We start from the raw sequence: 14,874 nt of genomic DNA on the forward strand, positions 1-14,874 counted from the left end.
TGTTTAATCAGCTGTCAGGTACAGGTCGCCAGTTCCTTTAAGTTTGTCGCCGGAAACTGATCACTGGTCACTGATCGCTAATTTGTTCCAATGCCTCTGCCACTTCACTAACCGGCAATTGGCAGGTTCTGTTTTTGCAGACGAATATTTTAGTCTCCGGGAGCCACTTGTCGGCGAGCAAAGGTAACGTTCCTGTTTTACCACCAAAAAGAATTTTGTTAGGAACATAATGGGTGGCCAGTTCTTGTCTCTTTTCCATGGATCCCTGGCCGGTTATGGCGATCTCGTACAACCCAAACACTTCAAACAGCAATAAACCGGCCCAGTTGGAATAAGAGGACCCGTAACCTTTGATATGCGGAAACACATTGGCAAGCATCTGCCTGGCAGTGGCTACGTACTTATCGTCGTTAAACAAGTGTCCCAGCCGGTACAGGTTATGTGCCATCATCGAGTTTGACGAAGGGATCACATTATCCATGATCTCGAGCTTCCTGGCGATGAGTGCTTTATCTCCCGCGGAGGTGTAAAAGAACAGGCCGGATTGCCGGTCAAAAAAATGAGCGATGGCGTAGTCAGCCAGCTTTCGCGCATCTGATAACCAGTTCTCATCAAAAGTCGCCTCGTACAGGGCGATGAAACCGTCGATGATAAATGCGTAATCGTCCAGGAAGCCGGCCCCGTTCCAACCTTCGCCAGGGCTCGCCTGGTATAATCTTTTGATCGAATTATCCGGAAGCACCAGGTGTTCTTTTACGAACCTGGCATTTTTCAGGGCGGAGTCCAGGAAAGGTCTTTCGGCAAATGCGTCGTAAGCGTCCACCAGGCCCCTTATCATCAACCCGTTCCATGACGCCAGTATCTTGTTATCCAGGCCCGGCCTGATGCGTGTATCGCGATAGCGGGCAACTTTATCTTTAGCCCTTGCCAGTATCTTAAGCATTTCTGTTTCCGGCATACCAAGCTTATGGGCCACAGCGCTATCGTCCTCTTTTCTTTTGAAAATATTCGTGTGCTCTTCCTGCCAGTTCCCCGTTTCCGTTACGTTAAAATAAGTACTGAACACGGGTTCGTCCCCGCCCAGGAGCTCCTGCAGCTCACTTCGTGTAAACGTATAGAACTTACCCTCGGTCCCTTCGCTATCTGCATCGAGTGCGGAATAAAAACCGCCTTCGGGCGAGGTCATCTCGCGTTCGAGCCAGTCAAGCGTCTCGAACACCACCTGTTTATACAGCGGATCGCCACAATACCGGTATCCTTCTGCGTACAGGCTTACAAGCTGTGCATTATCATATAACATTTTCTCGAAATGGGGCACGTGCCACTCGCCGTCCACCGAGTACCGGGCAAAGCCCCCGCCAATATGGTCATAGATCCCGCCATAAGCCATTTTCTCCAGGGTAAGCCTGGCTACCAGGTTGGCGGCATCGTCCTCCATTAACCAAGCGTACCGAAACATAAATTGCCAGTTATTGGGCAATGGAAATTTTGGCGCCCGGTTATACCCGCCCGCCGTAGTATCGAAATAACGCTTCCAGGGTGTGAAAATATCTTCAAGATGGCGGGTGGTATAAAGATCCACCGGTTCCGCTATGCCTGGGATCTCGCTATTGCGGATGCCTTCAGTAAGGCGTTCCGCGTACTCCACAGCTTCTGCGGGCCGGTCGCGCCAGAATGCGGAGAGGTTAAGCAGCAGGTTCTTCCAGTCGCCATTGCGAAAATAAGTACCGCCGTATACCGGACGCTGATCGGGCAGGCAAAAACAATTCAACGGCCACCCGCCGCCGCCTGTCATCAGCTGAACGGCGTACATGTAAACCTGGTCGATGTCCGGACGCTCCTCCCGGTCGATCTTGATGCACACAAAATGTGCATTCATGATAGCGGCAACGGATTCGTCTTCAAAACTTTCGTGTTCCATTACATGGCACCAGTGGCAGGCTGAATACCCGATGCTCACCAGGATCAGCTTATTTTCTTTTACTGCCAAATCGAGCGCTTCATCTCCCCATGGATACCAGTTTACCGGGTTGTGGGCGTGCTGCTGCAGGTAAGGCGACGTTTCGCCGATGAGTTTATTAGGCATAGTAACTGTTATAAAGGTAAAGGTTGGAATGTGGAAATGTTTTGCAACTTTTGAAAAAGTGTGGCTAGTTTTGAAACGCCATCGTCATTTATGCTTATCACGCACATCGAAATCTACCGTTTCAGTATCAAAATGCATCCGTTCGTTATCGCCACGGGAACCATGTTTTATGCGCAGAACGTATTTATCCGCGTGTATACCAACCAAGGTTTTTACGGCGTAGGGGAATGCTCTGCATTCCCGATGATCGTCGGGGAAACCCAGGACACCTGCCTGGCGATGGCAAAAGATTTCGCTGCCTTGTGGAAAGGAAAAGACCCGCTCGATATACCGGCCAGGATGCAGGAGCTCCATGATTTTACTGCCGGCAACGCCACTATCAAAAGCGCGTTTGATATGGCATTATACGACATCGCCGCCAAGGCGGAAAACCAACCCTTATACCGGTTTCTCGGCGGGGCCAGGCGTACAATTGAAACCGATATCACGGTAGGTATTGCCGCTGCCGGAGAAATGGCGGCAAAGGCAGCGCATTTTATAGAGATGGGCGCCACTAAGCTTAAAATTAAGTTGGGAAAAAACGCTGCCCAGGATATTAACCGGGTGAAGGCCATCAGACAGTCGGTGGGCGAAGCGCCGGTTATCCGTATTGATGCCAACCAGGGCTGGGACTTCGAAGACGCGGCCACCGCCTTAAAAGGCATGGAGCCTTATAACATACAGTTTTGTGAGCAGCCAATGCGAAAATGGAATGACCACCGTCTTGCTGAACTGCGGAGAGCTACGGCCATTAAGATCATGGCAGATGAAAGCTGCTTCGATCATCATGATGCCGGGCGACTGGCTGCCGCCGAAGCATGCGACTACATCAACATCAAATTCTCCAAATCAGGCGGGATACTGGAGGCGCTCAAAATTCACGAGCTATCGAAAAAAGCCGGCATCCCCTGTATGATCGGGGGAATGCTCGAAAGCCGGATCGCGCTTAGCGCCAAGCTACACTTTGCTTACGCTTGCAGCGGTATCGTCTTTCATGACATGGATACCTGTATGCTCGGCCATCTCGAAGATCCCTGCGAGGGCGGCATACGGTTCAGCGGTTTCTTGCTCGACATTGAAGATACACCCGGAATTGGCGCGGATGCCAATGAAGCGTTTCTTCAGAAATGTGAAAAGATCGTTATTTAATTTGCTTTCATCAGCGCCGCATAGTATTTGTGAAATAACGGGATCGTTTCTATACCCTTGTAAAAATTTGCCACATCGAACTTTTCGTTTGGCGAATGGAGGTTGTCACTATCTAGACCGAACCCCATAAGCACCGTCTTTATGCCAAGCTCCTGTTCAAAAAGCGACACGATGGGTATACTTCCACCTCCGCGCGTAGGAATAGGCTTCTTACCAAAGGCTTCCTCAACGGCTTTTTCCGCTGCCCGGAACGCTATACTGTCGGTTGGTGTTACCACCGGTTCGCCGCCATGATGCGGGGTGATCTTTACCTTCACGTAAGGAGGAGCGATCTTTTCAAAGTGCGTCTTAAACAGTTCGAATATCTTGCCTGACTGCTGGTGAGGCACCAGCCGCATCGAGATCTTGGCATTGGCCTTTGACGGCAGCACCGTTTTGGCGCCCTCACCGATATAGCCGCTCCAGATACCGTTCACCTCAAGGGTCGGGCGGGTACCAGTGCGCTCTATCGTGGTGTAACCCTCTTCGCCCCAAAGCGCGTTCACGCCGAGGTCAGCTTTGTACGCGTCTTCATCGTAGGGTGCCTGGTTCAGCGCATCCCGCTCGGCGGCACTTAGATCGTCAACGTCATCGTAGAACCCGGGAATGGTAATGCGATTCTGATCATCGTGCAGCGACGCGATCATTTTTGCCAGGATGGTGGCAGGATTTGCAACCGCACCGCCGTAAACGCCTGAATGGAGGTCGCGATCCGGGCCGGTGACTTCCACTTCGAGATAAGTAAGACCGCGTAAACCGGTTTCAAGGGAAGGATGTTCCAGGCTGATCATCGCGGTGTCGGAGATCAGTACCACATCAGCCTTAAGGCGCTCTTTTTCTGCGCCGACAAAGATCCCCAGGTTATTAGAGCCGACTTCTTCCTCGCCTTCTATCATGAACTTAATGTTGCAGGGCAGCGTGCCTGTTTCTATCATCAGTTCAAATGCTTTTACGTGCATGTAAAACTGGCCTTTATCGTCACAGGCGCCGCGCGCGAAGATCTTGCCGTCGCGGATAACAGGCTCAAATGGCGGCGTTTCCCATAACTCCAGCGGGTCTGGCGGTTGTACGTCGTAATGGCCATATACCAGCACCGTCGGCAACGCCGGATCAATGATCTTCTCGCCAAAAACGATTGGATATCCCGCCGTAGCACACACTTCTACGTGCTCTGCACCGGCTTCTGTCAGCTTTGCGGCAACGTAGGCGGCGGTGCTCAATACATCGGCTTTGTACTTTGGATCCGCACTCACGGACGGGAATTTAAGCAGCTCGAATAGTTCATCCAGAAAACGCTGCTTGTTATCGGCTATATATTGTTTGATATTTTGCATGTCAATAGGGTTTACGGCAAATATATAACTTCTGCTTATGAGGCAAGAAGAACATCCCGCGTAAACAGATGAAACCCGGTAACTGTTAATCCCAGGTGCCGATTTCTTTCGAGATCAATACTTCTGCCTGCGGCAGGGTCTTCCTGATCCCGATGACTTGTTTGCCAGCTGGTTTTGCAGGATGGTCCTTAGCTAAAGTTGTAAAGCCTAAAATGGCTGTCAATACTGCTGCTGAACTTAAAATGGCGATCTTTTTCATGATTGTTATCGTTGAGCGTTATTAATATGATGCGTTAATTGATGGCATTGATAATAAATGTTGAACTATTACAGATTGCCAGTGCTGCCTGAATCTATCCTCCCGTCCCAGGTACCGATGTCGCGGATATCCGCTACTTTCTTGATCTTTAAGACCGGTTGAGCTGCTTCTTCCTTTTTGCACGAGGTGAATGCGATCCCTGAAAGGATGATGAGGGCAAGTGTTGTCTTTTTCATGTTGTTTTAATCGTTAAGGTGTTAATAACTTATTTTACTGGTCTGTTGATAATTACGGGTTGCTGAGGGAATCGCTTCTTCCGTCCCAGGTACCGATGTCGCGGATGTCCGCTACTTTCTTGATCTTCAAGACCGGTTGAGCTGCTTCTTCTTTTTTGCACGAGGTGAATGCGATCCCTGAAAGGATGATGAGGGCAAATGCTGTCTTTTTCATGTGTTTTAATCGTTAAGGTGTTAATAACTTATTTACTGGTCTGTTGATGATTACGGGTTGCTGAGGGAATCGCTTCTTCCGTCCCAGGTACCTATGTCGCGGATGTCCGATACTTTCTTGATCTTTAAGACCGGTTGAGCTGCTTCTTCTTTTTTGCACGAAGTGAATGCGATCCCTGAAAGGATGATGAGGGCAAATGCTGTCTTTTTCATGTTGTTTTAATCGTTAAGGTGTTAATAACTTATTTTGCTGGTCTGTTGATAATTACGGGTTGCTGAGGGAATCGCTTCTTCCGTCCCAGGTACCTATGTCGCGGATATCCGCTACTTTCTTGATCTTTAAGACCGGTTGAGCTGCTTCTTCTTTTTTGCACGAGGTGAATGCGATCCCTGAAAGGATGATGAGGGCGAATGCTGTCTTTTTCATGTGTTTTAATCGTTAAGGTGTTAATAACTTATTTACTGGTCTGTTGATAATTACGGGTTGCTGAGGGAATCGCTTCTTCCGTCCCAGGTACCGATGTCGCGGATGTCCGCTACTTTTTTGATCTTCAAGACCGGTTGAGCTGTTTCTTCTTTTTTGCAGGAAACCAGGGCAAATCCCATTACAATGCATAATGCAAGCGCATGTTTTTTCATGTTAATTTTTGAATGAATGAATAAATAGATAAGTAGAATATACGGGATGTATATTAATCCCAGGTCCCGATCGTACGGGATTCAACGAGCGTTTTTATGTGTAATACCCGGAAAGAAACCTTTTTATTTTTCCGGGGAGCGGCAGAAGCGATCACGACAACGAGTAGAGAGAGTGCTAATTTTTTCATGAGCTTTAGATGGATTTTGAGGTTAACTAAATTAATATTTTCTCTAGAAGTACCTCAAAGTTAACGCTTTAAATTTTTTAGTGATTAAATAATATTTGATTATTTTTATTACGTAAACTTATCCTTTAGTGTTTCGTAAAACCTGCTGATGAAGATCTTTAATTTTTTAGTGTTCCTCTTCCTTATTTGTACTTCTTCAACAGGTTATGGGTCATCAGTCGCCTATGAAGGCACCAAAGAGGACACTTCACGGGTTATCGAGCTGAATATACTGGGAAATAACAGCCGCTTAACCGATCCGCAACAAACCCTGGAGTATGCCAACCTAGCATTGGCACTGGCCAGGAAGCTTAATTACGACAACGGTATCGCCGAGGCGTACCGCGTAAAAGGGATCGGGAATTATTACAAGTTCCAAACCGACAGCGCCGTTCAGAACTACCTTGAATCACTTAATTATTTTTCCCGGAGCGGGAACCTCGGCGGCCAGGCAAAAGTGTATAACAACATCGGTAACTTGTACCTCACGATGACCAAGGACTATGGTAACGCCCTTACTTACTTTAGGAAAGCATTCGTGATCGCCAAGAAATTGAACCTGCAAAGCCTGATCGCCGGTTTATACCTGAACATCGCTTCTACTTATCAGCGGCAGAATTTTTATACCAAATCGCTGGAGTACTACGGAAAAAGCTATGCGCTTTTTACCGAGCTCAAGATCACCACGGGGATCACCCAGTGTCTTCAAAACCTGAGCGCCGTTCATAAAAAACTGGGCCACCTGGAAACTGCCGAGAAATACGCGTTAGAGGCCATCGAAAAAGCAAAGGCCGTGGACGAGAACTTCACCGTTGCCAGTACTAACCTCACGCTATCAGGCATTTATGTAACGATGGGAAAATACAGGGAAGCACAAAAGGCCATCGATGAGGGACGTGAATATGCGGGTACCGATAAGAATTTTAAACGCGACTTCCTGGTGATTTCCTATACCCTTGAAAGCAAGCGGAACAACTATAAAAAAGCGTTCGAGTACCTCCAGCAGGTGTATAAAGAGGAAAGCGAATTATATTCCAACGATGCATCAGAGAAGTACAAACTGCAGGAGGCCAAGAACAAACAGGAACAGATCCAGAAAGAGAACGAGCTTACTATCGAGCGGCAAAAGAACAACATCCTGTTCGTTTGGGCCAGCGTGATCGTGTCCGTGCTGCTGGTAGTGGTGATCGTGCTGCTTACCGGGAACGTGCGGAAGAAAGCCAAGACCAACAAACAGCTTACCGCCCTGAACCTGGAGATCTCTACGCAGAAGGAAAATCTCGACCGCATTAACCACAACCTCGAGGAAATTATCGACGAGCGTACGCGCGACCTGAAGATCAAGAACAAAAAGCTCTCCGAATATTCGTCGCACCTCTCGCACCAGATCCGCGGCCCCGTGGCTACGCTGAAAGGGTTGATGAACCTTGATAAAGAGGGGCTGATCGATAAAGATGAAGTGATCCAGCAAATGGAAAAATGCGTAAACGACATCGACGACAAAATCCTTCACATTAACGACATGCTGCACGATCCTCACAAGTACGGCTTCAAAAGCGAACTGCATAAAGATCTCTGATCCCTCCATTCTTCGTTCCTTTTCTTACTTTTGACCTCTAATTTTTGACGGAGATGGATTATTTACAGGGTTTAAACTATTCACAGCAAGAGGCGGTAAAACAAACAGAAGGCCCCGTAATGATCGTAGCCGGCGCAGGGTCCGGCAAAACACGCGTGATCACTTACCGGGTGGCGCACCTGGTCCGAAAGAACGTAGATCCCTTTAACATACTGGTGCTTACGTTTACCAACAAAGCAGCTAAAGAGATGCGCGAACGTATTACGAAGGTGGTTGGCGCCGAGGCAAAAAACATCTGGATGGGTACCTTTCACTCGGTGTTTGCCAAGATCCTGCGCGTTGAAGCCGCCAAGATCGGTTATCCCGGCAATTTTACGATCTATGATACCGACGACAGCAAAAGCCTGCTCCGCGCGATCCTGAAGGAACAACAACTGGACGACAAGCTTTATAACGCCAATTTTGTGTATAACCGGATCTCTTCGGCCAAGAATAACCTGATCTCCCCCGCCGAATACCTCAATAATGAGCATATCCAGGCCGAAGACTTTTCCAGCGGAAGAGGAAAACTGGGCGAGCTTTACCAGCTGTATGCCGCGCGCTGTTTTAAAGCCGGCGCGATGGATTTCGACGACCTGCTGTTTAAAACAAATGTGCTGCTGCGCGAACACCCGGAAACCCTTTATAAATACCAGAACAAATTTAAATACCTGATGGTAGACGAGTACCAGGACACTAACTTCTCCCAATACCTGATCGTAAAGAAGCTCGCCGCCATCCACGAAAACATTTGTGTGGTGGGCGACGATGCGCAGAGTATTTACGCTTTCCGCGGAGCGAATATCCAGAACATCCTCAACTTCGAGAAAGACTATCCCGATCTGAAAGTGTTTAAACTGGAGCAGAATTACCGGTCGACGCAAAATATCGTGAACGTGGCCAACAGCATTATTGCCAACAACAAGAACCAGTTAAAGAAAACCGTTTATTCTGAGAATGAAACCGGCGACAAGATCAAAGTGGTTCGCGCCTTCAGCGATAACGAGGAAGGCAAGATCGTAGCGGAAGCGATCGTGCAGGACCGCTCGGTGAAAGGCCTGAAATACCATGATTTCGCCATCCTATACCGCACCAACGCACAGTCGCGCGCCATGGAAGAAGCCCTCCGTAAGCTCAACGTGCCCTATAAAATATATGGCGGGCTCTCGTTCTACCAGCGCAAGGAGATTAAGGACCTTATCGCGTATTTCCGGCTTACGTTTAACCCGAACGACGAGGAAGCAATTAAACGCGTGATCAATTATCCGCGTCGCGGGATCGGTGACACCTCCGTTGAGCGGATCATCATCGCCGCCGATCAGCACCAGCTCACCCTGTGGGAAGTGATTGCGGATGCCCATAAATACCTCGATTCGCGCACCGCGGGGGCAATTGCCAACTTTGGCACGCTGGTACAGAGCTTCCCGGTGCTGGCTAAAACCCATACGGCTTATGATGCGGCGCTGCATATCGCGCAGCATTCCGGCCTGTTAAAAGACCTCCACGAAGACAAATCGGTGGAGGGCCTCAGCCGTTACGAAAACATCCAGGAGCTGCTGAACGGGATCAAGGAATTCAGCGAACGCGAAGACATCGAAAATAAAGGCCTCGATATCTTTATGCAGGATGTGGCGCTGCTTACCAACGACGATAACGACAAAAACCCGAACGCGGATACCGTTTCCCTCATGACCATTCACTCGGCGAAGGGATTGGAGTTCCAGCAGGTGTTCGTAGTGGGCCTGGAGGAGAACCTCTTCCCTTCGCAGATGTCGCTTAATTCGCGCACGGACCTCGAGGAAGAACGCCGGTTGTTCTACGTGGCCATCACCCGTGCCGAGAAGAAACTGACGCTCTGTTACGCCACCTCCCGTTACCGCTGGGGTACGCTTACCAGCTGCGAGCCCAGTCGTTTTATCGACGAGATCGACCCAAAATACCTCGAGCTCGACTTCAAACAGCCACAAAAACCTTCCGGGAACCCGTTCTTTGACGACGAACGGGCCGCCTGGTCCGGCAAGCCCTCACCCGCTAAAGAAGATACCTTTGGCAAACCCAAACCGGCCGCCATGGCCAAAACCACGTCCATTCTTCCTAAAGCACATGTGCCGAGCCCGGGCTTTGCCGCGTCAGACACCTCGGACCTGCAGGTTGGGATGGAAGTTGAGCACGAACGCTTCGGTTTCGGCAAGGTGATCAGCCTGGAAGGCAACAAACCGGATATAAAAGCGACGATCTTTTTTAAAGAGTTGGGTCAGAAACAATTGCTGTTAAAATTTGCCAAATTACGGATCGTGTAAAGAACGCTTGATTCCGAAAATTTATTTAAATTTGTAACATAACCCCTATTTCTAAAACTATCCGGCTCCCCGGTACTTTTATAGATACTTAAATTATCTCATGAATTTTGATTACAACACCACAAGGAAGAAATTGCTCCTTGCTGAATACGGCCGTAACGTGCAAAACATGGTCGCCTATATTTGTGCGCTCGAAAACAAGGACGAGCGCAACGCTTACGCCCAGGTAGTGATCGACCTGATGGGTTTCCTGAACCCGCATTTGCGCGACGTAGCCGACTTTAAACATAAACTATGGGACCACTTGCACATCATCTCCGACTTTAAGATCGATGTGGACTCCCCCTACCCGAAACCATCCGAAGACGCCATCCATTTTAAACCGAACCCGATGCCATACCCGCAGCGGCGCATCAGGTATAAGCATTATGGAAAAACCATCGAAGTGATGATCGATAAAGCGAGGCAAATTGAAGATGCCGACCGCAAACAGCACATGGTGCAGTCTATTGCCAATTTTATGAAGATGGCGTATGTTACCTGGAACAAAGATTCGGTAGCCGACGAAACCATCCTGAGCGATCTGAAAGAGCTTTCCAAGGGTGAATTGTCATTACAGGAGAACGTGAATCTCACCAAAGTGGAGTTCCGTACTCCGCCCCCGGGAAGCGGCCGCCCGCGTCCGGCGAACCAGAACCAGAACAATAAAGGGCGCCAGAACAACGGCAACGGCAGCAACAATAACCGCAGCAACAACACAGGCGGCGGGCAAAACAGGCAACGTAACGGCAACAATAACCCCGGAAAAAGATACTAATGAGCGCATTTGAAATCCGCGGCGGAACACCACTGAAAGGCGAGATTATTCCCCAGGGGGCCAAGAACGAGGCATTACAAGTGATCTCCGCAGTGCTGTTAACCGCAGAAAAAGTAACGATCAGCAACATCCCGGATATCAAGGACGTAAACAAGCTTATCGAACTACTGGGTGATCTGGGTGTGAAAGTCGACAAGCTAAGCAAAGACACTTACGCCTTCGAAGCCGCCAATATCGATCTCGATTTTTTTCATTCAGACGCCTTCCGGTCGAAAGGCGGCAGCCTCCGCGGCTCCATCATGATCGTAGGGCCGCTGCTTGCCCGGTACGGCAAAGCAGCGATCCCAAAACCGGGCGGCGACAAGATCGGAAGAAGAAGACTTGACACGCATTTTCTCGGTTTCGAGAAACTGGGTGCTAAATTTAACTATCATCCCGAAACTGGCTTTTTCAACGTGGATGCCAGCAACCTCCAGGGAACCTATATCCTGCTTGACGAAGCGTCGGTAACCGGCACCGCTAATATCGTGATGGCCGCCGTACGCGCAAAAGGCACCACCACCATTTATAATGCCGCGTGCGAGCCTTACCTGCAGCAACTTTGCAAAATGCTGAATCGCATGGGCGCTAAGATTTCCGGCATCGGCTCTAACCTGCTCACCATCGAAGGCGTAGACAGCCTTGGCGGTACGGAACACCGCTTGCTGCCGGATATGATCGAGATCGGTTCCTTTATTGGATTAGCCGCTATGACCGGCTCCGAGATCACCATTAAAAATGTGCAATTCAAGGAACTTGGGCTTATACCGGAGGTTTTCCGGCGTATGGGCATCCGGTTCGAGGTAAAAGACGACGACATTTATATCCCTGCACAGGACAGCTACGAGATCGAAACATTTATCGACGGCTCTATCATGACCATCGCCGATGCGCCATGGCCAGGCTTCACCCCGGATCTGCTGAGTATCATCCTCGTAGTGGCTACACAGGCTAAAGGCAATGTGCTCATCCACCAGAAAATGTTTGAAAGCCGGCTGTTCTTCGTAGACAAGCTGATCGACATGGGCGCGCAGATCATCCTTTGCGACCCGCACCGCGCGACCGTAATGGGCCTTAACAAACAAGCCAGCCTGCGCGGGATCGAAATGACTTCACCTGATATCAGGGCCGGCGTTTCACTGCTCATTGCCGCCTTATCGGCCAACGGCCGCTCCATCATCTACAATATCGAACAGATCGAACGCGGTTACCAGGACATCGATACCCGCCTTAGGGCACTCGGCGCCGACATCAGGAGGATTGAGGCGGCACCTAAAGGGCACTAACCCTTGTCAGTTATCAGTGATCAGTTGTCAGTAGTCAGTTCCTTTAAAGCGCGATAAAGCAACTGACTACTGATTACCGATAACTACCACTGATTACTGACTACTGATTACTGACAACTGATTACTGATTACTGATAACTGACAACTGGCCACCGATAACTTACACAAACAGTTTGCCGATCCCCTCGTTTTTCCTAGCTTTGCGGTACTAAAATCCGATCCATGAGCGTACTAGTTAATAAAGATTCAAAAGTTATCGTCCAGGGCTTTACCGGCAATGAAGGAACCTATCACGCATCGCAAATGATAGCGTACGGAACGCAGGTTGTTGGTGGTGTAACTCCCGGCAAAGGCGGACAGCAGCACCTCGAGCGTCCCGTGTTTAATACTGTGAAAGATGCGGTCGTTGAAACCGGCGCCGATGTGTCCATCATTTTCGTACCTCCGGCATTTGCGGCCGATGCGATCATGGAAGCTGCAGAAGCAGGTATAAAGGTTATTGTTTGTATTACCGAGGGTATCCCCACAAAGGATATGATCCAGGTAAAAGAATATATCAAGGATCGCGACACCCGGTTGATCGGCCCGAACTGCCCGGGAATCATCACCGCCGACGAGGCGAAAATCGGCATCATGCCCGGCTTCATCTTCAGAAAGGGCTCTATCGGTGTGGTGTCGAAATCAGGAACGCTTACTTACGAAGCGGTAGACCAGGTAGTGAAAGCCGGCCTTGGCATCACCACCGCGATCGGTATCGGCGGAGATCCGATCATCGGTACACCCACCAAACAGGCGGTTGAGCTGTTAATGAACGACCCTGAAACAGAAGGCATTATCATGATCGGCGAAATCGGTGGCGGCATGGAAGCGGAAGCCGCACGCTGGATTAAAGAACATGGCACCAAACCGGTCGTCGGGTTTATCGCCGGACAGACAGCGCCTCCGGGACGCCGTATGGGACACGCAGGGGCGATCGTTGGCGGCGCCGATGATACTGCAGCAGCAAAAATGAAGATCATGAGCGAGTGCGGGATCCGTGTAGTAGAATCTCCTGCAGAGATCGGTGCAGCAATGGCAGAAGAGATCGCAAAACTGAGAGCATAACAGGTCAGCGGGCATTAGTCTGAGTTTTGTCATAAGTTATTAACCCCGGGCGCTAACCCTGGGGTTTTTTCGTACTATTAATAAACAGAGAACCCTCTTATGAAACATTTTCTTTGCCTCCTCAGTTGTATTTTTACACTGACCGCCTGTGCTCAAAAAAACGATAAACCTAAGGCCCAGACCCCTCCAATTAAAGACAAAATGAACTGGAATAAATTAACTCCCGAAGAAGAACGTGTGATCGTACACAAAGGAACGGAATATCCCGGAACCGGTAAATTACTTAACAACAAAGAGAAAGGAACGTACGTCTGCAGAAGATGCAATGCACCGCTCTACCGCTCGGAAACCAAATTCGATTCGCATTGCGGATGGCCTAGCTTTGACGATGAAATTAAAGGCGCGGTAAAACGGGTGCCCGATCCGGATGGCATGCGCGTAGAGATCACCTGCAACCACTGCGGGGCACATTTAGGCCATGTTTTCACCGGCGAAGGATTTACTGCAAAGGATACCCGCCATTGCGTAAATTCCATATCTATGGCATTTGTTCCTGATAAATAAATAAATTAAATCCGGATAATTATTATTTTCGTAATTTGAATGGAGTAGGTGCGCCTATCGGGGCGCTTACTTAACGCCTCATTTACATTATGCTATCCGATCCTATCAAGAAAAACAATGTTACTATTTCAGGCAACCTTCTATCAGGTTCCACGCTGATCTTTTCTCACGGTTTTGGTACCGATCAAACATCCTGGACAAGGGTGGTCCCAGCTTTCGAGCAAGATCACCGCGTCATTCGTTATGACAATACCGGCGGCGGAAAAGCCGATCCGGATGCTTTCAGCCCCAACAAGTACGATACGCTCGATAGCTATGCAGACGACCTGGTGGATATCTGCGAATCTCTCCGGGTCCGCGATGCGGTAATGATCGCCCACTCGGTGAGCGGGATGATAAGCCTCATCACCTCATTGAGGAACCCGGAATATTTTAAAAAGATCGTCCTGGTGGGCGCTTCGCCCCGGTATCTCAATGATATCCCTTACATAGGCGGGCTCAACCAATCAGACCTCGAAGACCTCTACCAGGCTATGAACAATAACTACTTTGCCTGGGTAAGCGGTTTCGCCGCGATGGCGATGGAGAATCCCGAAAACCCGCAGCTGGCAGAATCTTTTGCCAGTACACTGGCCAGCATCCGGCCGGATATTGCGCAATCGGTCGCCAAGGTGATCTTCGAATCCGACTATCGTCACCTCTTGAAGGACGTGGATACCAGCACGCTGATCCTGCAGACCGAACATGATATCGCCGTGCCGCGCGAAACGGCAGAATATCTTCACCGCCACATAAAAGACAGTAAACTGGCGATCATTGATGCCCGGGGGCACTTTCCGCAGATCAGCGCGCCGGCAGAGATCATTAAAGCAATTAAAGAATTTATCGGTTAACGTTGAACCTGCTTGCAGATACATATCGGTTA

General features: G+C 49.4%; 17 protein-coding genes. 8 read left to right on the plus strand and 9 right to left on the minus strand.

The features are described 5' to 3' along the window. Nucleotides 1-67 precede the first annotated feature (67 nt). The gene (locus GS398_RS09635) at nt 68-2,086 is read right to left on the minus strand and encodes a thioredoxin domain-containing protein (protein ID WP_160906552.1); all 2,019 of its coding nucleotides are present in this window, start codon (nt 2,084-2,086) and stop codon (nt 68-70) included. A gap of 90 nt (nt 2,087-2,176) precedes the next feature. On the opposite strand from GS398_RS09635, the gene GS398_RS09640 reads away from it, so the two are divergent. Continuing rightward, a complete protein-coding gene (locus tag GS398_RS09640) occupies nt 2,177-3,274 on the plus strand; it encodes a mandelate racemase/muconate lactonizing enzyme family protein (RefSeq protein WP_160906553.1) in 1,098 nt (365 codons plus the stop codon). Here the strand turns inward: GS398_RS09640 and GS398_RS09645 are convergent. From GS398_RS09645 to GS398_RS22660, 8 genes are all read right to left on the minus strand, one after another. Continuing rightward, a complete protein-coding gene (locus GS398_RS09645; protein ID WP_160906554.1) occupies nt 3,271-4,647 on the minus strand; it encodes a dipeptidase in 1,377 nt (458 codons plus the stop codon). The genes GS398_RS09640 and GS398_RS09645 overlap by 4 nt on opposite strands. 85 nt (nt 4,648-4,732) lie before the next feature. After that, nucleotides 4,733-4,906 (minus strand): hypothetical protein, encoded by a 174-nt coding sequence (locus tag GS398_RS09650; RefSeq protein ID WP_160906555.1) that lies wholly within the window; start codon nt 4,904-4,906, stop codon nt 4,733-4,735. A gap of 68 nt (nt 4,907-4,974) precedes the next feature. Further along, the gene (locus tag GS398_RS09655) at nt 4,975-5,142 is read right to left on the minus strand and encodes a hypothetical protein (RefSeq protein ID WP_160906556.1); all 168 of its coding nucleotides are present in this window, start codon (nt 5,140-5,142) and stop codon (nt 4,975-4,977) included. A gap of 52 nt (nt 5,143-5,194) precedes the next feature. Next, a complete protein-coding gene (locus GS398_RS09660; protein WP_160906557.1) occupies nt 5,195-5,356 on the minus strand; it encodes a hypothetical protein in 162 nt (53 codons plus the stop codon). 50 nt (nt 5,357-5,406) lie between these two features. Further along, nucleotides 5,407-5,568, minus strand: coding sequence for a hypothetical protein (locus GS398_RS09665; RefSeq protein WP_160906558.1), 162 nt, complete (start codon nt 5,566-5,568; stop codon nt 5,407-5,409). A gap of 52 nt (nt 5,569-5,620) precedes the next feature. Next, nucleotides 5,621-5,782 (minus strand): hypothetical protein, encoded by a 162-nt coding sequence (locus tag GS398_RS09670; RefSeq protein WP_160906557.1) that lies wholly within the window; start codon nt 5,780-5,782, stop codon nt 5,621-5,623. Between the two features lie 50 nt (nt 5,783-5,832). Further along, entirely contained in the window at nt 5,833-5,994 is a 162-nt protein-coding gene (locus GS398_RS09675; RefSeq protein ID WP_160906559.1) for a hypothetical protein, read from the minus strand. 53 nt (nt 5,995-6,047) lie between these two features. Further along, a complete protein-coding gene (locus GS398_RS22660) occupies nt 6,048-6,182 on the minus strand; it encodes a hypothetical protein (protein ID WP_255494197.1) in 135 nt (44 codons plus the stop codon). 148 nt (nt 6,183-6,330) lie between these two features. Between GS398_RS22660 and GS398_RS09680 the strand changes: the two genes are divergently transcribed. From GS398_RS09680 to GS398_RS09710, 7 genes are all read left to right on the plus strand, one after another. Next, nucleotides 6,331-7,800 (plus strand): tetratricopeptide repeat protein, encoded by a 1,470-nt coding sequence (locus tag GS398_RS09680; RefSeq protein WP_160906560.1) that lies wholly within the window; start codon nt 6,331-6,333, stop codon nt 7,798-7,800. Nucleotides 7,801-7,853: 53 nt separating this feature from the next. Next, complete coding sequence (locus GS398_RS09685; protein WP_160906561.1) at nt 7,854-10,139, plus strand: ATP-dependent helicase; 2,286 nt, start codon at nt 7,854-7,856, stop codon at nt 10,137-10,139. A gap of 100 nt (nt 10,140-10,239) precedes the next feature. After that, the gene (locus GS398_RS09690; RefSeq protein WP_160906562.1) at nt 10,240-10,956 is read left to right on the plus strand and encodes a DUF4290 domain-containing protein; all 717 of its coding nucleotides are present in this window, start codon (nt 10,240-10,242) and stop codon (nt 10,954-10,956) included. Then, nucleotides 10,956-12,281 carry a UDP-N-acetylglucosamine 1-carboxyvinyltransferase gene (gene murA / locus GS398_RS09695; protein WP_160906563.1) on the plus strand — a complete coding sequence of 442 codons (1,326 nt, stop codon included), beginning with the start codon at nt 10,956-10,958 and terminating at the stop codon, nt 12,279-12,281. Before GS398_RS09690 ends, murA begins: the two co-directional genes overlap by 1 nt. Nucleotides 12,282-12,503: 222 nt before the next feature. Then, nucleotides 12,504-13,385: a succinate--CoA ligase subunit alpha gene (gene sucD, locus GS398_RS09700; protein ID WP_160906564.1), complete on the plus strand. Its 882-nt coding sequence runs from the start codon at nt 12,504-12,506 to the stop codon at nt 13,383-13,385. A gap of 99 nt (nt 13,386-13,484) precedes the next feature. Further along, entirely contained in the window at nt 13,485-13,949 is a 465-nt protein-coding gene (locus tag GS398_RS09705) for a methionine-R-sulfoxide reductase (RefSeq protein WP_160906565.1), read from the plus strand. Between the two features lie 89 nt (nt 13,950-14,038). Next, complete coding sequence (locus GS398_RS09710; RefSeq protein ID WP_160906566.1) at nt 14,039-14,842, plus strand: alpha/beta fold hydrolase; 804 nt, start codon at nt 14,039-14,041, stop codon at nt 14,840-14,842. The last annotated feature ends 32 nt before the right edge of the window (nt 14,843-14,874 follow it).

Source organism: Hufsiella ginkgonis, assembly GCF_009834915.1.
GTDB classification, from domain to species: Bacteria; Bacteroidota; Bacteroidia; order Sphingobacteriales; family Sphingobacteriaceae; genus Hufsiella; species Hufsiella ginkgonis.